We start from the raw sequence: 19,193 nt of genomic DNA on the forward strand, positions 1-19,193 counted from the left end.
GCTTGCTGTACTTGTTTGGTTCTGTTATTACTTGTTCTAATTCAAACTTGGACAGTTATCGCTTTTTCTATGCCTACCACTATTTCTAGTGGGATTTTTTTGTAGGGTTGTTGTGCTTTCTTTGAAATTACCTACTATTTTTCGGTAGTATGTCTTTAGCTCTCTGTGATTACTTATAACTTTTGACTAATACGGTAGTTGACTTCCACTTGTTGTTTTGGTTTTGGGATGAGTGAATCATTAGCATTGTTCAACACTAGTTCTTTACCACTCTATGATTACTTAACTTTTAACTAATACAGTATTTGCCTTCCACTTGTTGTTTTGGTTTTGGGCGGTGGGTGATTCTCTAGTTGGGTAACTTCGCTCCCTTTGGTCGCCAAGTACTGCTCATCATCAGCTCTGCGTAGCAGTCGCTGTGATTCGCAGCAAAACAGCGCCACTAATTTTCATTAGTAGCGCCGCCTCTTTTACTCCATTAAGCTTTTCTTGATTGCTTCGACTTTATCTGTCTGCTCCCAAGGTAGTTCAATGTCTGTACGACCGAAATGACCATATGCTGCTGTTTGTTTGTAAATTGGACGGCGTAAATCAAGCATTTCAATGATTCCTGCCGGACGTAGATCAAAGTTTTCTCTTACTGCTTTGATCAGTTTGCTTTCTGGTACACTGCTAGTACCAAAAGTATTGATTGAAATCGATACTGGTTGTGCTACGCCGATTGCGTATGCTAGTTGAACTTCTGCTTTTTCTGCTAAGCCGGCAGCTACGATATTTTTAGCAATATAACGTGCTGCGTAACTTGCTGAGCGGTCAACTTTTGTTGCATCTTTTCCGGAAAAAGCGCCGCCGCCGTGACGCGCATAGCCGCCGTAAGTATCAACGATGATCTTACGACCTGTCAATCCTGCATCGCCTTGCGGTCCGCCAATAACGAAGCGACCAGTTGGATTAATAAAATATTTTGTTTCTTCATCTAACAATTCAGCTGGAATCACTTCTTTGATCACAAGAGCTTTGATATCTTCTTGAATCTGCTCCAGCGTTGTTTCTTCATCATGTTGTGTGCTGATTACCACAGTGTCTACACGTTGCGGTTTACCAGCTTCATCATATTCTACTGTTACTTGTGATTTTGCATCAGGTCGTAAATACGGTAATGTTTCCTCTTTACGTAGCTTCGCTAGACGGCGAACCAACTGATGGCTTAATGAAATCGGTAAAGGCATCAACTCTGGCGTTTCATCCACTGCAAAACCAAACATCAATCCTTGGTCTCCAGCACCAATATCATCTTTTGTATCTTTTTCTCCGCGTGTTTCAAGAGCATCATCGACACCTTGTGCAATATCTGGTGATTGTTCATCGATCGCAACAAGAACTGCGACAGTATCACCGTCAAAGCCATACTTTGCTCGAGTATAGCCAATATCCTTTAATGTTTGTCTCACAATTTTCTGGATATCGACATAAGCGGTTGTTGAAATTTCTCCAAAAACTAAAACTAATCCTGTTGTTACACTTGTTTCGCACGCGACACGTGCCAATGGGTCCTGTTCTAAAATCGCATCTAAAATTGCGTCGCTCACTTGGTCAGCAACCTTGTCCGGATGTCCTTCCGAAACAGACTCTGATGTAAATAAATGTCTCTCTGTCATAATGTATTCCCCCTAGTTATATTCGGTTACAAGGCATCTTTATTTAGGTGATCCAAGCATCACATATGCTCTCAACCAACGCCAAATAAATCCTTTCGGGAACTTGTAACATTCCCAGTATAACAGATATTACTAGAAAAAACTTATTTTTTAACTGACTTTCTTTTTTTATTCTTGCTAAAAGTTGTACCTTCTTTTTACAAGTAAACATGTATTAAAAAAACCTGAAATTCATACGAACCTCAGGCGATTTTGGCGATTTCATTTTACGCGTCGAAATTTATGAAACGGCAATACTCTCATTTCAACTTTTCCCACAATCTCTTTTTCATCCAACAACTGATAGTAACGACTATCAGATGCATAAGGACGATTGTCACCTAATACCAAATACTTACCCTCTGGAATTTTTGTTTCACCCGTTAATGAAAGAATTGAAAAATCCTCTGTAAAGAGTCGTCCATTTTCTTGTGCTTGCTGTTGTTCCTTTTGAATGAAGGTTTCTTCTTTCGACACTCCATCAATCGTTAATTGATCATTCTTATAGACAACTGTTTGACCAGGCAACCCAATCACTCTACGGATATCGGTTTGCTTCGTACGGCCTCTTTGAATCGCGACAAGATCAAACGTTTTGATTTTCGCTCTTTTACTAACATAAACAAATTCACCATCACGCAAAGTAGGAATCATCGAATATCCCTCTACTTTTGCAAATGTAAAGAAGAAGAATGAGAGAATGAACAAAATCACTCCAGTCACAGCTAATGCACCGAAAAGTTCCATAAAAAATACAGTTATTTTCTTTTGCTTCTTTTTACGTTTTTTTAAATTTTTACGCTTTTTCGTATTTGCCTTCGTTCTTTTTCTTTTTTTCGCTTCAACAGCTTCTTTAGGTACTGGTTTTCTGCGTTTCTTTTTGTTCTTTGCCTTTTCCTGAAGCTCAGGTTTAGTTCGCTTTTCTACTTTATCGGGTGACTTAGGACGTCCTCTTTTTAATTTTCTATTTTTTTGTGATTCCATCCTAAATCACCTCAATTGGCTACTTTTTATTTTTTAATGCAGACTCATTGACTTTATATAGTTCAATAACCTTTTTTTCGTATTGTTGTACTTTTTTGATATCTTTTCGGTACTCCTCAACCAAAGCAGGATTATTGTAAAAACGTGTGTAATTGTTTGTCGCATTAGTTCCAAGTTCTTTCATTGAATTGTAGTAGCGATTTAGAGTCAGTTGACCTTCTTCCGTGTTGACTGTACTCGCTTTTTTTGACCCAAAGCTACTCATCGCATTTGAAAGATAACGCAGATTGCCATCTGTTTTTGTTTGACTTTCAGAACCCTTGCCAGCTTTTTCTAATTCACTATCAAAATCCTGCAGCAAATAGTAGCCTTGTACGATCGAATCAGAATCTTCTGTCGTTAAATTCGTTGATTGATAGTAAACAGCATACGCACCAGCTCCTGCAAATAAAACAGAGCACAGCAGAAACAACAGCATCGTATTCCTCTGATTTTTTTTCTTAGCTAGCAACCTTTTCCGCATAAAATAGATTTTTTTTCTCTTTTTCTTATTTTTCGGTCGTTTTGTACTAATGGATTTCAATTTTCTTCTAGTCCCTAAGGTTAAAAACAGAAAAAGCACAAAGAACAAACCTGTGAGGATCGCTAATACTGACATACTTGCAAAAATCCAATCTAGTGTAGTCATCGTCCTCTCCTCCTGTTCTCTTTTCTATTTTTTGTTCACTTGTCTATTTTTACGTTGCTCATTTTTTCTCGTTTTTTCGCTATTTTTTCTGATTGCTCGAATAATGAAAAAGACGATCAAGATAAGAGCAAAGATACCTACGGCAATTCCCACGATCACTACCCAGTTGATTCCTTTTTCTTGAACTAAGCCAAGATCAGAACGGTTGAATTTATCTGCTTCTTCATTGGTGATTTCAAAATCTTCTGTCCATTCCCATTTACGATCTCCTGAAGTAGCTAAAATATGTGCACGGTATTTGCCCGCTACCATTTTTTCCCCATCCATGCTAGTTGGAAATGTCATATTAGAATTAGGCGCCATACGCATAGAAGCCTTTTTTGTTTCATAGATAACTTCGTCATTTTTTTCTGACATGATTTGTGTTTCGATTGATAAGTTATCTAAGAAGTTTGCTTCCACATTAGATAGATCGGTATAGACAACATTACGATAGTTTGCTTGTCCTGCATAAACTTTGTTTAACTCTAAATTAGGTTGGACTTCCGTATCATTTTCAGTCAATACCATCGCAATAACGTAGGCGTATTTATTAACCACATTCGCTCCTTTTTGCTTTTCCTTTTCTTCTTTAGTATCCGCTTTTTTCAGTTGGATACCACCTACGATTTTACCATCAATAGAGGCTTGAGGCATAGCGATTGCTATATCGAGATTTTTTTCTGATTGAGCAGGTATCGTTACTTTTTCTGGTGCTTTTACGATATCCGTGAAGTCATACTTCAAAGAAGCATCTTTTTTTAAGTTCGTTGGTCCATATTCAATGACACCATTCATATTAGTCTTTGCACCATTTAAACTAACTTCTACAGTAATCTCTTGATCTGTCGGATTTTTTAATATGATTTGAACCGTTTGTTTTTGATCCGGATTCATACGTAAATCAAAATAACCGATATCTTGTTTTTGGTTTTCTGGTTTTTTGATTTCATAAATGAATCCTGTAGCTCCTCCTGCATTCTTATCCTCTTCAGCATAAGTAATTTGAGAAAAACCGATAAAACTATTAAACGAAATAAAAATAATCAGTGCTATGTATTGTAATGTTTTTTTCATAGAAATTCCCTCTTTCCCTTTAAACATAAGATCACTGACCCCATAAATAGGGATCAGTGTCTATTATTCAAAACGTTTTACTAATATGTGTTAATTAAGGTGCTACTGGAGCTGGAGTGTATTCAATTGACCAAGTAACATCAGCTTGGTAAGTTCCAGTTGAAATGCTTAATCCTGCTGGTACAGTAAGAACAACTGAGTCACCTGCTAAACCAGTAGATACATCGTTACGAACGTTTGTAACATCTGCTGCAGATTGTCCAAATTCAGCAGTGTAAGTTCCTAAACCAATTGCTCCTGTTGAAGCTGTGTTATCAAATACTTGTTGTGAACCACCATCTTCAGTTAAAACAAGGTTTTTTGGTGTTGCAGTTGGCCAGTTAGCAACAGGCATATCTGAGTTCAACATTCCATTTGAGTAAGCAATAGTTGCACCATTTAATAAGTTTGTACCATTTTTAAATTGTTGTGTTAGGTTTGCTCTGATTTCATATGTGTGGTCATTTCCTGCACGTTTGTCTGTCCATTGTACGAAGTGTCCACGTGTAATATCGTTAGCAGAAGCATCTTTAGTTACTAAAGCTGCAGCTTTGTATGTTTGAGCTGTTGGTGATACACCAATTGTTTGCTCACCGAAGTCTAAGTTAGAAACAGCATCAATTGTGATTGGTCCGCCATTTGGGTTTACAGTGATTTCTTCACCTGGATCGATTGTTTCCCCTGGTTTTTCTGGATCAGTTATTTCATTTGTTGAGTCATCTTCTTTATAGATGATTGTACCTTTACCAGTAAGTGTTTTTGATTCTGTTTCAGCGAATGCTGCTGGTCCTACCAAAGCTCCTGCTGTCATTGTTGCTAATAGTGCTACTGAACTTAATGTTTTGAATTTCATGTGTGTTTCCTCCTAGTTTGTATGTGTGTGTTTTATGGTAACTCGGCTAATATCCAAGTTAACTCTGTTTGATATTGTACTGGATGGATCTTAACACCATCTGGTACGGATAAAAAGATTGCTTGGTTTCCGTAGACTTCCTGATTCTCAAAATTCTCATCTAGGATCGGCTGATTTTTTTCATCAAGCTTAGGAAATAGAGTATTTGGCTGATCATGGTTATTCTCTTTTGAGGCACCAAACGAAATGATCCAAGTTCCTCTTCCTTGTCCTGTTTCAGCTGAAGCTACTGGAAATGTAGTTCCTTGTGCATTCAATTGAATGATATCTTTACTGATTTGGGGCGATTTTTCTTGCGTATAAGCAGTATTTGCCCACGTTTTATCAAACGACAGGACAGCCCCTTTCAGTTCTTTTTCACCATCTTCTTGAATCACGTCATTTTTGAATTGATACTCTTGGCGAACTTGAAGTGTCCAGCCTAAACTCTCTGCTCTTGAATCTGTGATCTGCAGGAAGTTTCCTCTTGCAGACGGTCCATCATGAAATAACTGTGCATTTACATAAAAATTACGGTTTGTTTCAGTAATTTTATTACTACCGAAATTCAATGTGGGTGCAAAATCAAATCGAAGTAATCCGTCTGTTGAAGGTCCTGGTCCTGGATCAACTGGTTTCTCCGGATTTTCCGGATCTACAGGAGTCTTAGGTACTTCCCCAGTATATTCAATCGTTCCTTTACCAGTAATTGTACCTTCTTCAGCCGATACAGAAAGCGCAGTGCCTTGGATCGTTAAAAACAGTAAACTGACAGTTAAAATCCAGATTTGTTTTTTCATCTGTCCGCCTCCGTTTCTTTTTTACGTTTCTTTAAGAAAAAGAAAACTGCTATGACGATCAACGCGACGCCGCTAAGTCCTATCGAGCCTTTGATTAATTCTCCTGTAGAAGGATATCTTCCAACTGGTTTTTCAACTTTAGGTTCGGAAGGAGTAGACGGTGTTGGTTTTGAAGGCTCTGTTGTCGGTTCTGTCGTTGGTTCTGTTGAGTCTTCGTAAAACGTGATAATACCATCTGTAACTACTTGCCCCCCATTTTGGTTTTCCGCTGCATACGTATCAGATACACTGATTCCGATAAGTGAAAACCCTATAATAGAAGATAACAAGATAGATACTATTTTTTTTCTCATACTTTTCTCTCCTATTATTATGGATTTACTGGGGGTGGACCTGCAACTAATTCCCAAACGATCGTCGCTTCATATTCTCCAGCTTCTACAGATTGACCAGATTCAACTTTTAATTTGAATCCATCTCCTTCTGGTGACCAAGTTCCACTAATGTTATATGGATCGTTATTTTCATTTTTACGTGAAGCAATGGCCTGTGAAGCACCCATCAATGTGATCTCTTTATTTTGATGCACATAACGGATCGCTCTTGGAATATATACACTCGGATCATCAACTTTTGCTAATTCTTTTTCTAAACGCGCATTCAATGTCCAAGTTTCCTGAACAGCACGACCGTCTTTTACAACTAAATCGTCTCCTTCATAAGAAGGATTGTTGATTTTCGTTCCGCTAGTACTAAATTCAGTTTCTCCAAAATTGATTGTTTTTGGAGCCGAAACGAGTTCTAAAATACCAAAGATACTTCCACCTGGATTATCTACGTTTGCATCTTTTGTGAAAATATCATGCGCCCGCTCAGGATCATCTGCACCTTCAATGAAAGCTCCAGATTCTCTTGGGGAAAATCCAGTTGCTGTACCAATATTATTCACTATTTTACCGACAGCAGATTGTTCAACCTCTGTCTTAAAGGTGACTATTGCTGACTCTCCAGCTCTTAAGTTACCAGCTTTTACAGTCAGTAATCGTGAATCAACATCATAGGTGTAATCCGTGTCTTTTACAGCTGCTGTACCATTGATTGTGACATCAGCTGTAAGAGGGTCGAACGTTAGACCTGCAGGAATACTATCAGTAATAGAAACGTTATTCCAAACTGCGCCTGATCCAGCTTCTTTACCGTTAGTGGCTGTTAAAGTATATGTCAGCGTATCCCCTACTTGTGTGGTAGATCCGCCTGTAGATACTACTTTTTTATCCATCAATGGTTTATCTGGTATGACATCTTCCACTGTGTATTTCGTTGCAGCTTTAAATGTCGCATCACGATAAGTCATCTCTGTTGCTGGATTGATATTACCAGTATCAGTATTCGTAGAAGGTGCTGCTGGAGTAAGTGTCTCGGTAATTTTTGCAGCATTATCTTCTAAAAAGATTTGTATTACATCGCCTTTTTCTAAATAATGGGGGAGATTGTACGTCCATGTACCATCATCATTCACGACACCTACTGCAGCTTGGCGAACGCCATTGATATCCAGGTAAATTTTTGCTTTTGGTTCCGCATCTTTACCACTCAGTTGTTTCATTCCATTGGTAACTTTATCGCCAGTTACCACTGCTGGTTCCGGCGGAGTAACATCTATTACCGTTGTCACAGGATCTGTTTCAGAAATCCAAGGACCTCTGACAGCATGAGCTTTGATGTCTTTACCGGCAATATTAAATCTTGTGTCTGTCACAGTAGCATAACCACTTGCATCCGTAGGAACTGTATGTGTATCCCCGAACGTATCTGTAAACGTAACTTCTGCTTGTCCTGCAGCTGCATAGACAGGCTGTAAGATGACATTGCCATCTTCATCAAAATTGTCCGTTGGCGTCATACCAATTTTCACTCTTGCTTTATACGTTTTATCTGCATCAGTGACAGGAACCCATTCAACCTCCGGATTTGCATTCATACCGGCAATTCTACGATATTGAGTTGCAACAAATGTTGCTAATCCTGGTTCAGTGGTTGTAACATTCGCTGTACCGCCGTTCGCTTTTGCTGAGAATTGTTCAACTTTTGCATAAGTTTGCTGAGAAGGTCCCATCAATTCTGATCTCAGAGTCCATAAATCAATATCAGAATCATTGATCGTTAAGATATTTGTAGCAACGTTTGTTGTGGAAACAGCTGGACTATTACTTGTAGACCCAGTGTTTTTATTCCGAATATCGAACCCTTTCGGGGAATTCATCGTAAAGGTTCTATTAGAACCACCTGTTATATCAACAACTGGACTAGTTGTTGAACCAACGATATAAATACTGCCCCTAGGTTCTAAATTAAACGCTGTGTTATCGGCAGAAAACTGCATAACAGAACCTGTTCCTCTACTTAATAAATTGACGGTTGCATCCTTTTTCACTGTTAATGAAGAACCTGAATCATCAAATCGTACAGAGTTTCCTTGCATATTTGAATTATACGTAGAACCTTCACCAATCGTCATACCACGATAATGTTGGTAGACAGCTGGAAAAGCAGCACCCGTTGTTTCATTTTTCAGAGATACTAATGCATCTTTTCCAACAGTAAATTCCATACTCTTACTTGTAGATGCAGCATTCGTAGAATTTTCTACAAACCACACTGCAGAATAGTTAGCATAAGTTACAGTGCCACGCCATTGTGTTTTATCTTCAATGATCATACCACCGGCATAATAGTTTTCTTCAGTGGTAGTAAGATTCATATAGCCATAAGTCTGGATCATCGACTGATAGGCACGGATGAAACGCCCTACACGCTTACCATTAGTCGGTTCGGTAGTTATATTCCCCGTTCTGAACGTCCAGCCAGCTACATTAGAAGTGAAATTGGTTCCATTTACAAATGCATATCTTCCGGCACTAGAATAACCATTATTCAGATTTTGCTGTGCAACCATGTCATGTATATGGAAAAAGCCAATACCATCTGTTGGACTGTTTATTTCAAAACTTTGACTCCCTAGATAAAGAGTATGTCCAGCTCCATCAATTTCTATCGATGTTCTTCTTGTAGTCATCGACTGATTACTTGAATTTGAGATGTCTGCTTCCAACACAATTTTTGTTACAGTTGCATCATTATAGGCTGCTCGTAAATCTGCCCATGTGCTAACATACTTCACATTGACCTCTGGATTGAAACCAATCGCTACGTTTGCCGCTTGATTAGCTGCTTCCATCTCTTGCGTTGTTGGTCCAGGTTGACCGTTATCTCCTGGATAGTTTCCTGTTAGATAAGGTGTTGCCTGTGCTAAAGTACTTCTCATCACAGGTGTTGAAACAGTTTCAGGAAAAACAAGTTTAGCAGAAGCAAGTTCTACTTTTTTCTCATCCGACAAAATCATTTCTGGTTCCGCATCATTGTCTGCTTTTTCTACAAAGAAATTAAGTTCAAGCGTTTGACTGCTTTTTTGAGTTATTATTCGTTTCTCAGTATCTAAATCAGTATCTTCAATTTTTACTGTATTCGCTGAATCTGGAGAAAGTCCAGCGAGCATATCAGCTGCTGTAACACCAGTAACTCCTTCATAAGAAAGAACCAAGGTTTCATTCAGCGGCTCAGCTATTTTTATTGTGACAGGAACTTTTCCATCTTTATCGGCAATACCAGTGATAATAGAATATTTCTCTTCTGATGCTTTCATCGGCGTTGTGTTTCGAAGCAATACTACAGAAAAAATTCCCGCTAACAACACCAATGTCCATACAACGTAAGACTTTTTTCCGATTTTCATATATTTCAACTCCTCCCCAAAAACATTTTTTGTGTGTCTGTCTTAATAGCACACAATTTATTTCTATTTTTCTTGCCAATTGTTTTATTTTTTGATACATTCACAGTGCAGGGGAAAATTAGCGCTGAATTTATGACTATATTTCATTGAGAATGGCTGTTCTCTAATGGAATGTCATCAATAAAGCACTGATTTTCTCTTTTTGCTTATGTTTTACAGTTGGCTAGAAAAAAGAGAAACCATGATTTCATTTGGTTTTTATGTCACCGTCATTGCTCTCTTAAATGGAACAACCGCCATGACATCAAGGTGTCATTCAGTAATACGCGTGACACACACCCATCAAAGCTTGGTTAAAAAGCTAATTTATATCCTTTTGAACGAACTGTTTTTATATACTTAGGTCGCGCAGCATCTGTCTCAATTTTTTGTCTTAAATGAAAGATTAAATTAGACACACGATATTGTTTATCATTGCCTTCATTTTCCCAAACGTTCTTATAAATTTCTTCATAGGATACTGCAATCCCTTGTTGTGTTTGTAAAAATTCAATTGCTTTGAATTCTAATTTAGTCAGATTGATTTCTTCTCCATTTAATATCACACTGTAATTGCAAGGTCGCAGTTCTATATCCGCTCGGCTCGCAGATTTTTTACTTTGCTCTTTTGCACTAAATGGGGATTTCCCACAATTTGCGTAACGATTCAACGCATTCGTCAACGATAATTTAGCTACCTCTAAATCAAGTTCTTCATCTAAAATCCCATCTACACCTAGTTGTAAATAAACGATGTGATTCATATTGTTGCTTCGATTCGATACTATCCAAATAAATGGATTATTTTCTTTTCTTAATAAAATGATCAATTCACAGATCATTCCAATATTTTGTGCATGATGTTCTGAAATAATAATGCCGTCATATTGGTTTACGTTTTTAGCCGCTTCATCTTTTGGAATTAAGCTTACATTTAATTGAGTATTTTGTAATGGCTCTATGTATTTCTGTTTATCTATCTCGTCAAACGAAACAAAACCTATGTCATACATGCTCTACTCTCCTTTATATTTAATCTGTAAAAGATCATTTTTAACTTACATACTTTTTTAATTAAAAAAAAGTGAAAAACAAAAGATAATATTGATATATTTCTTAAACTAAAATTAGTTTAATCTATTTCATTTGCTAAGTCTACGTTTTTTCCACTATTTTTTTATCATTTTTTTAATTAAAAACACAAAAATTTGAGAATAATGTGAGTTAGATGCCCTCATCCTTGATAATTTAAGTACTTATTTCATATCTTCCATCCATTTATAACGCTTAGTCCATAACAAACAGCGCTGTTCGATGTGCTATAATGGATAAAAAGAGGTGAAAAGATGAAGAGAAAAGCGAATGTAGAAAAAATATTAACTTTTTTTAATGAAGAAAAGGTCTTTTTCCATGATGGTTACTATCGAATTAGGAGACTGGACAAAGAAACGGTTGAATTAGCTTTTTTAATTGCTGGACCTTGTGGAGACACCGTTGCTCATCCACAAATCACAGTGTCTCTGACGGAATCACAGGCGATTGGCACTAAATTGATCGATATGCATGCGACTCCGCCTTTATTTTTATCTAGAGATTCATCAACTGAACAAGAGCTCGATCGAGCACTTGATAAATTAATTGAAAAATTTCTTTCTAATATGCAGAAAAACACCAAGATTTAATAAAAAATCTTGGTGTCTTTTAATAATTAGTTCCATTCGACTAAATGGAACTAATTTAAATCAAATTGAATTTTTTTAATTTAAATAAGTTTAAATAATAAAAATATATTTCTAAAACATTACATTTTGTGTACGCTATGCGCACTTTCGATACCGCCACAAGCTTCTTTGCAGGCTTGATTGATCAACATAAATGCACTCTCAGCACGTTGCAATCCACGTTTATACTTGATTTCATCCACTACTTCGCATTTGTCATTTAGCGCCTCTAACCAAATATAAATACCTTCTTTATAGGTATCTAAGCCTTCCAACAAGATATTTGTTGCCTCTTTTTCTCCATAGAATACTAGATTTTTTCTGAAACTTCCTTCTTCTACGAAGAACCGATTAACATTATTACGACAAAAAAGATAAGTATCTTTGCCTTTTCTGTTAACGGCTTGACTGCAGCTGTTCTCTTGAACTTCCTTAGCGATGGCATTAAAAATCTCATTGTAGACTTCAATTCTTTGCATTACTGACAAAATCATATCTGTGTAACTAAACATAATGCTCTCTCCTCCCATAACTAAGCAGCTAAAACCGCTGACTTATATTCATTATAATCTCTCTCATTCTTTTATATCAAGTAATATGCTAGTAAAAGAGATTTTTTTGTCATTTTTTTCATTCTTACACCAATTTTTTTTAAACTTAAACAAAAAAAAAGGCTCTTATACCCACTTATACGGGGCTTTCAGAGTCTTTTATTCATTTTCCACATTTTGAAAAAAGTTATTTATATTAATTTACAATAATATAAATATTAAAGTTTTTTGGTTATCCATATCACTTATTTAACTAATTCAATAATAATTGTTCCTTTTTCTAAATAATATAGATAGAATATTACTATATTTTCACTTCATTCTCTTCAAAGAAGATCTATTTATTTTTTCAAATGTAAAATAGGATAGGCCCTTCCAGCCTCATCTTGATCACTGCGAGCGAAAATGTTAAAGCCCATTGCTTGATAAAAGTCGCTGGCGGCTTTGTTTTGTTCATTGACATCAACATATTCTATATTGCTCTTTGCAATTAAATCAGCTAGAATTCGTTTTCCATACCCTTTTCCGATAAATTCAGGATCTAAAAAGAGCATCTCCAACTTCTTTTCCGCCACTCCAGAAAAACCGATTATCTTCCCTTGATCCATCCAAATGTGAACATCTACTTGTGAAAAATACGTTGGCAGTTCTTGTTTTATTTGTTCAAAATCGCTGGGCTTTAAAAAATCATGTGTTGCCTTTACCGATTTGCTCCAGATGTTAACAAGTTCTGGATATTCTTTTTTTGTTGCTTGATAGTCATTCATTTCGTTTCCCTCGTTCAATCATTTTTGTTTCGTTCGCTTACTTGCTCTTGTAGTTCACTTAGCAGTTCAATTTGCATATGCTGTATTTGGATTAAATGCTGCCACTGACTATTGATCAAATAGTCCATTTTTTCGTGAAGCAGATTGATTTCGATCTCTGCTTTTAGGTTTACTTTATAATCGTTGTTTGCTTGCTCTCGATCTCTTGCTTCTTGACGATTTTGACTCATCATAATAACTGGTGCTTGGATTGCAGCTAAACAGGATAACAGTAAATTCAACAAAATAAACGGATATTTATCAAACGGCTTGCCTACTAGCTGGGTCGAATTGATTATGATCCATACGATGAGTACAACGACAAAGATAAATATAAATGGCCAGCTACCCCCAAATTTTGCAATAGCATCTGCTGTTTTTTGCCCAACTGTCAGATTTTTTTCCATAGTTGTATTGAGATTATCTGAGATCGTTTCATTGTTTTTAACATTTTGAAGTATCGTAGCATTCAATTTTTCCATTTTTTTAGAATCACTTTTTATCATTTTTTTCATATAATCTAATCGATAAGCCAATAATTCTGGAAAAAGTATAGTTGTCTCCTCTGTCAACTCTGGATGCTGTTCTAAAATGAATTGTCGAATTTCTTCTTCTACATCTTTCAGCTTCATTTCGCTATTTTCCACAGATTTATCCTGCATAGTTTTAGTCATTTTCTCACACTCCCTACGATTTATATCTCTATCATACAACGAGAGCACAGTTTCAGATATTAATATGACTAAGACGCACTTGTTTTTCTTGAATAAATAGAATGACAGTCTAGAAAATATTTAACCTCCAGGATTCCTGTCATATTTAATAAGACAAAAATATCCTGGAGGTCGTTTATTGTTCGGATTATTTTAGTTGATAAGTATCACTTTGCTGCTTACTTTATAGGTTATTCCGTTTCTTTATAGACATTTTTCAGCGTTAATGGCGCAGCAAACGTATGATAGTTTAAGCCTTTGACTTGCGGGTTTTGTAAAACGGATTGTTGATTTTGGCTGATAATAATCATTCCGGCAGTTTCTTCGATTACTTCTTTTTCCGCTGCAATCAATGTCTCCCAACGTTTTTGTAAGTCGGTTGCATATTTTTGTGACGCTTCATCCAGCAATCCATCGTAGGTTGCATTTGAATAGTTACGATCATTTCCGCTTCGCAGCATGCTTAGTGTTGAAATAGGGTCTTGATAATCTGGTGTCCAATAAATCAAGAACATATCGTAGTCGCTTTCTCTGCTCAGGTTCAATGCGGTCTCTGTAGGTAAAGCTGTCACATTGATCGTTAAACCGGAAAATAATTTTTCTAAGCTCCCTTGTAAACTTTCTCCCATTTTCTTATAAGAGCCATCATCAGTCACCATTAGATCAAGCGTAATTTTATCTCCAAGTTCCTTTTTGGCTTGTTCCCAATAAGCAAGTGCTTCTTTCTCATCATATTTCAGCAGATCTCCGGCTTCTTCTCTGAAATCAACACCTGTTTCTGGATTACTGACAAAACCTTCTGTCACCGTACCATATAACGGTTTTGAGCCATCAGCAATAATATTATTGACTAAATTTTCTTTGTCGATACCAAGAGCTAACGCTTTTCTAAGGTTTTGATTTTTCAATGGTGTCTCTTTATCTTTTCGTTTTTGATTCAGACGAATGTAGTTCATTGTTGCTGTCGGATAGGAATGATAATCCGGGTTGCTTTGATTTTGTTTAGCTAATTCTCCAGTGATCGTTGCAACATCCAACTGACCATCTTCAAATAGGTTCAATGCAGTTGACGCTTCTTTGACGACTTCGTAGTGAATCTTATCGGATTTCACTTTTTCATGATCCCAATATTTTTCGTTCTTTTTTAAGTCCCAACTTAAATCTGTTTGCTTCCAGTTTTCAACGATGAATGGGCCATTATAAACGACATTTTCACTCGAAGTCCCATAATCCGTTCCCTTTTCTTCAACAACTTTCTGATTTTGCGGGAAAAAAGTCGGGAAAGCCAGTACAGATGTAAAATATGGTTTTGCTTCTTTTAACTTTACTTCTAGGGTTTGATCGTCGAGGGCTTTGACCCCAAGTTCGTCTACTGATTTTTTTCCATCAGAGATCTCATCAGCATTTAAAATTGTATCTTTGACTAAAAAGCTGTATACAAATCCATTTTTAGGATCGATCATTTTCTTCCAGGCATATTCAAAGTCCTTTGCAGTTACTGGATCATCATTACTCCATTTGGCATCTTCTCTTAATTTGATTGTATAGGTTTTACCGTCTTCAGATATTTCCGGCATTTCTTTAGCTGCTGCTGGAATCAGCTGGTCTTTTTCATCTAGTGCATATAAACCTTCAAACGCTGCAGTCTGGACGATGGCATCTGGAAAATCCAACATCACTGAAGTATCCAAGGTCGTTAATTCAGAGGCGGACATCAAGTTGAGCGGTTGTGTCTTTGCCGACTCCTTATTTTCATTGCTGGAACATCCCGAAATGATCGTCATCATTAGTGTCAATCCGAGGATCGACTGAACTAGTTTTTTCATACATTTCTCCCTTACTTTTATTTTTTTATGTGCGTTCAACTAGCAGCCAAACAACAACTGCTGGTTCTGCTCCGTCATTATAGTTGATATGTCCTTCACCAGCTTCGATCAGTTGAGCGTCTCCTGGCTTACCGACTAGATCTTGACCATCTTCTAAAATTGTATGTGCTTCTCCTGAAACCACATAAGAGTACTCATCTTGCTCATGTCTAGCGAATCCTTCTAATGGTCGTTTTTCTCCCGGCTGTAAGACAACTAATCCCATTTGAACGTTTTCGTTTGGTTGGTTTTCTGCATCAAAAAATATCGTCATTTCTTGCGGTAGTGTCGGTTTAATAATCATTTATTTCCCCCAGCTCCTTTGTAGTTATTTTTTATTATTACCTTAACGATTCAATAAGTCAATATTATTTTAGAAAATTCTGATTTTTTAGAAAATATGTAGCATTTCTATTAATCAAAAAAAGTGGCATCCCTTCTTATCAGAAATAGACTACCACTTTTCATTTAGTTCCAATATCCTTGATGAACGGCAGCTGCTTCTGCTTCAACCTCTGGAAATGGACCAATCAGTTGAATCTCTTTTTGCCCACGCTTAATAATTTCTTTTGCTGGTAAATCAAATGTTGGATTTTGTTCATTGTCTCCGGTTAATTCCAGAAGTCGTTTTTCAGTCATCGCATATACGATCGTACCAATATTCCCCCAATAGATTGCACCCGTACACATCGCACAAGGTTCTGCTGTTGTATATAATGTGCACGTCCATAAGAACTCTTTACTGTATTTTTGTGATGCTTTCGCAGCTAGTGTTGTTTCCGCGTGCCCTGTACAGATTGCTTCTGTGATTTCGATGTTCTCCTGCTCTAAAAGAATATTTCCCTCTTTATCAGCTAATAGCGCTCCAAACGGTGTATTCCCATGCTCACGAGCTGCTTGAGAAATCTGAATGCAGCGTGTTAGTAATTCAAGATGCTGTTTCTTCATCATTTTTTGCTTCCTTTCAACTATGCGTTTAATCTACAAGAAAACGGTTGTTCAATGCCTCAGTAGCTAACTTATCCAAGCCTATCGCTTGTTTCAAGTATGTAGAAATATCGCCATACTGAGCGTCTACTGTCTGGTAAAAATTATCTAAATAGCTACTGTCAACATTCAATGCTACATGCAACGCTTCAAGATTCGCATCCGCTAGTTGAGATTTTTTTGCTTGTTCCAAGATCATCGCGTTTTCTTTTTTTCTTAACTCATTCGTCAACAAATAATCCGCATAAATGGCCTCTCTAGGTGCTCCTAATGTTTCCAAGACTAGTGCGGCAGCAATTCCGGTACGGTCTTTTCCTGCAAAGCAATGGAATAAAATACTTTCTTGTTTATCCAAAGCTAAAATTTCTTCAAAAAATTTATTATATCCTTTTTGCGCAGTAACATTTAAAGCAATGTCTGCATAAAGTTTTTCCATATAAGAAGCGGATTTCTCCGGAGAACCAATCTTGACAAAATCTTCGATCGACGCGCCTTCATCTTGAATATCTTCTAAGATATCGATGTGGATATATTCTGATCTAGGAACCGACATGTCAGGACGTTCTTCCACTTCCAGCTCACTTCTTAAATCGATGATTTTACCTAAGCGATAATTTTTTTCTAAGCGTTGCTCATCTTCTTTGGTTAGCTTAGATAATTCTCCTGATCTTAGAAAAATATCTGTTTTAATTTTCTTTCCGGCTTTATTCTCAATACCGCCAATATCTCTAAAATTTGTAATAGTTACCATCATATTTTACCTTTTTCCTTCCTTTTTAGTTTTATTATACACAAAAGCTAATTGAAAATGTCTCTTTCTCCGATTTTTATAGAAAATAAGGCTGAAACAATCTAGGAGGACTGTTTCAACCTTATTTAAATTTATTTTTGTCCTGCTTCAACGTAACTTAGATCGTTAACTTTATCTAATGTATATTTTCCGTCTTTATATTTTACAGTACAAACACTGGCGTTTTTCATGCCACCTTCTGGAATTTTAAAGTCGTCAAACAAGGTATCCAACATTGCAGAAATACTTAATCCATGAGAGGTAATCAAGACATTTCCAGAACCTTCGTTTTTCATTTCTTTTTCAACGATATCTTCGATTCCAGCTTTAAGCCTTGTTGTAATCGTTTCGTAGTCTTCTGCCGGCCAGTTGATTTTTGCTTCTTCTACATTTTTAGCATCTAGCTTTGCTACGCTATTGGCAAATGATTCAGGGGTCATGTTTTTCAAGAATTCTTCCAACGTTATCCCTTGGTCATCGGCAATATCCTGCCACATGGTGTGATTAAGATCGCCTTCATAGGTACCAAAGTTGAATTCTCGTAAACGCTCATCTGTAATTACTTTTAAATCTGATGATTTTTCATTTTCTTTGATAATCAAATTTGCTGTTTGAATCGCACGTCCGCTATCGCTACTGTATGCATTTTGGAATTCAATATCTTTCAGTCCAACACCTGCTGCGGTTACAACTTCTTCCCCGGCTTTTGTAAGCACGGCATCTGACCAGCCTTGTACACGGTCTGTCGTATTCAGCATTGTTTTACCATGTCGGACAATATACAGTGTTAATTCTTCTGGTGTTTTTTTTGCTGAAGATGTCTCTTCTTTGGTGTTACCATTTCCACATCCTGCAACAACCAATACCCCTAACATTACAATCCCTAATAGCTTTACTATTTTTTTCATTTTAACTCCTCCTTAGTTATTTGTTCGTTAAATCTTCCCCATTTGTTGCGATTACTTTTTTATACCAATCAAATGATTTTTTCTTCGAACGTTTCAATGTGCCATTACCTTCATTGTCGCGGTCCACATAGATAAAACCGTAACGTTTTTTCATTTCTCCTGTTCCTGCTGAAACAAGGTCAATACAGCCCCATGTTGTGTAGCCTAATAGATCTACGCCATCTAATTCTACGGCATCTTTCATCGCTTGGATATGTGCTGCTAAATACTCGATTCGATAATCATCTACCACATAGCCATTTTCATCTGGTGTATCAACGGCGCCTAAGCCATTTTCAACGATGAATAATGGTTTTTGATAACGGTCGTATAAATCATTCATCGTCACACGCAACCCTAGTGGATCGATCTGCCAGCCCCATTCACTTGCTTCCAAGTATGGGTTTTTCACAGAGGCAAAAATGTTTCCTGCAGTCTGTTCATTAACAGCTGGATCCGTTGATTGGACGCGTGATGAATAGTAAGAGAAAGAAATAAAATCAACCGTATGCTCTTTCAACAACTCTAAATCGCCGTCTTCGATCGGTAATTCGATGCCTTCACGTTCTAATTCTTTCAGCGCATACGCTGGGTATTCTCCGCGAGATTGAACATCGATGAAGAAGAAGTTTTCACGATCTGCTTTACGTGCAGCCCAAACATCTTCCGGTTTACATGTATACGCATAGTTCGTTCCAGCCGCCAACATACAGCCGACTTGGTTTTCAGGATCGACTTCATGAGCGATCTTTGTGGCAACCGCGC

General features: G+C 37.1%; 19 protein-coding genes and 1 riboswitch. Of the genes, 1 reads left to right on the plus strand and 18 read right to left on the minus strand.

Annotated features, from left to right (window positions below; translation table 11 throughout):
* Positions 1-470: 470 nt before the first annotated feature.
* From metK to BCR25_RS06205, 9 genes are all read right to left on the minus strand, one after another.
* Positions 471-1,658, minus strand: coding sequence for a methionine adenosyltransferase (metK, locus tag BCR25_RS06165; RefSeq protein ID WP_069662742.1), 1,188 nt, complete (start codon positions 1,656-1,658; stop codon positions 471-473).
* Positions 1,656-1,772: riboswitch (SMK box riboswitch) on the minus strand. It overlaps the preceding gene by 3 nt.
* A 147-nt stretch (positions 1,773-1,919) precedes the next feature.
* A complete protein-coding gene (gene lepB, locus BCR25_RS06170) occupies positions 1,920-2,681 on the minus strand; it encodes a signal peptidase I (protein ID WP_245792247.1) in 762 nt (253 codons plus the stop codon).
* A gap of 19 nt (positions 2,682-2,700) precedes the next feature.
* The gene (locus tag BCR25_RS06175) at positions 2,701-3,369 is read right to left on the minus strand and encodes a hypothetical protein (RefSeq protein WP_069662743.1); all 669 of its coding nucleotides are present in this window, start codon (positions 3,367-3,369) and stop codon (positions 2,701-2,703) included.
* A 24-nt stretch (positions 3,370-3,393) separates the two neighbouring features.
* Positions 3,394-4,485 carry a WxLIP family cell surface protein gene (locus BCR25_RS06180; RefSeq protein ID WP_069662744.1) on the minus strand — a complete coding sequence of 364 codons (1,092 nt, stop codon included), beginning with the start codon at positions 4,483-4,485 and terminating at the stop codon, positions 3,394-3,396.
* A 94-nt stretch (positions 4,486-4,579) separates the two neighbouring features.
* Entirely contained in the window at positions 4,580-5,377 is a 798-nt protein-coding gene (locus BCR25_RS06185) for a WxL domain-containing protein (RefSeq protein ID WP_069662745.1), read from the minus strand.
* A gap of 32 nt (positions 5,378-5,409) precedes the next feature.
* Complete coding sequence (locus BCR25_RS06190) at positions 5,410-6,216, minus strand: WxL domain-containing protein (protein ID WP_069662746.1); 807 nt, start codon at positions 6,214-6,216, stop codon at positions 5,410-5,412.
* Positions 6,213-6,569 carry an LPXTG cell wall anchor domain-containing protein gene (locus BCR25_RS06195; RefSeq protein WP_069662747.1) on the minus strand — a complete coding sequence of 119 codons (357 nt, stop codon included), beginning with the start codon at positions 6,567-6,569 and terminating at the stop codon, positions 6,213-6,215. The genes BCR25_RS06190 and BCR25_RS06195 overlap by 4 nt, the downstream gene beginning before the upstream one ends.
* Positions 6,570-6,586: 17 nt before the next feature.
* Positions 6,587-10,009 carry an isopeptide-forming domain-containing fimbrial protein gene (locus BCR25_RS06200; protein ID WP_069662748.1) on the minus strand — a complete coding sequence of 1,141 codons (3,423 nt, stop codon included), beginning with the start codon at positions 10,007-10,009 and terminating at the stop codon, positions 6,587-6,589.
* A 353-nt stretch (positions 10,010-10,362) separates the two neighbouring features.
* Complete coding sequence (locus tag BCR25_RS06205; RefSeq protein ID WP_069662749.1) at positions 10,363-11,061, minus strand: winged helix-turn-helix domain-containing protein; 699 nt, start codon at positions 11,059-11,061, stop codon at positions 10,363-10,365.
* 333 nt (positions 11,062-11,394) lie between these two features.
* On the opposite strand from BCR25_RS06205, the gene BCR25_RS06210 reads away from it, so the two are divergent.
* Complete coding sequence (locus BCR25_RS06210) at positions 11,395-11,730, plus strand: hypothetical protein (protein WP_069662750.1); 336 nt, start codon at positions 11,395-11,397, stop codon at positions 11,728-11,730.
* A gap of 119 nt (positions 11,731-11,849) precedes the next feature.
* On the opposite strand, the gene BCR25_RS06215 is transcribed toward BCR25_RS06210, so the two are convergent.
* The 9 genes from BCR25_RS06215 to BCR25_RS06255 all read right to left on the minus strand — a co-directional run.
* The gene (locus tag BCR25_RS06215) at positions 11,850-12,281 is read right to left on the minus strand and encodes a hypothetical protein (RefSeq protein WP_069662751.1); all 432 of its coding nucleotides are present in this window, start codon (positions 12,279-12,281) and stop codon (positions 11,850-11,852) included.
* A gap of 380 nt (positions 12,282-12,661) precedes the next feature.
* A complete protein-coding gene (locus tag BCR25_RS06220; protein ID WP_069662752.1) occupies positions 12,662-13,087 on the minus strand; it encodes a GNAT family N-acetyltransferase in 426 nt (141 codons plus the stop codon).
* 14 nt (positions 13,088-13,101) lie between these two features.
* Positions 13,102-13,800 carry a DUF1003 domain-containing protein gene (locus BCR25_RS06225; RefSeq protein ID WP_069662753.1) on the minus strand — a complete coding sequence of 233 codons (699 nt, stop codon included), beginning with the start codon at positions 13,798-13,800 and terminating at the stop codon, positions 13,102-13,104.
* Positions 13,801-14,030: 230 nt separating this feature from the next.
* Positions 14,031-15,665 (minus strand): peptide ABC transporter substrate-binding protein, encoded by a 1,635-nt coding sequence (locus BCR25_RS06230; RefSeq protein WP_069662754.1) that lies wholly within the window; start codon positions 15,663-15,665, stop codon positions 14,031-14,033.
* 25 nt (positions 15,666-15,690) lie between these two features.
* The gene (locus BCR25_RS06235; protein WP_069662755.1) at positions 15,691-16,008 is read right to left on the minus strand and encodes a cupin domain-containing protein; all 318 of its coding nucleotides are present in this window, start codon (positions 16,006-16,008) and stop codon (positions 15,691-15,693) included.
* A gap of 164 nt (positions 16,009-16,172) precedes the next feature.
* Positions 16,173-16,655, minus strand: coding sequence for a nucleoside deaminase (locus BCR25_RS06240; protein WP_069662756.1), 483 nt, complete (start codon positions 16,653-16,655; stop codon positions 16,173-16,175).
* A gap of 25 nt (positions 16,656-16,680) precedes the next feature.
* Complete coding sequence (locus BCR25_RS06245; protein WP_069662757.1) at positions 16,681-17,445, minus strand: tyrosine-protein phosphatase; 765 nt, start codon at positions 17,443-17,445, stop codon at positions 16,681-16,683.
* Between the two features lie 128 nt (positions 17,446-17,573).
* Positions 17,574-18,389, minus strand: coding sequence for a histidine phosphatase family protein (locus BCR25_RS06250; protein ID WP_069662758.1), 816 nt, complete (start codon positions 18,387-18,389; stop codon positions 17,574-17,576).
* Positions 18,390-18,405: 16 nt separating this feature from the next.
* Positions 18,406-19,193 (minus strand): family 1 glycosylhydrolase (locus BCR25_RS06255; protein ID WP_139124536.1); only part of this gene is annotated, 788 nt, incomplete at its 5' end.

Origin of the sequence: Enterococcus termitis (assembly GCF_001730305.1) — a bacterium.
Taxonomy (GTDB): Bacteria; Bacillota; Bacilli; order Lactobacillales; family Enterococcaceae; genus Enterococcus_L; species Enterococcus_L termitis.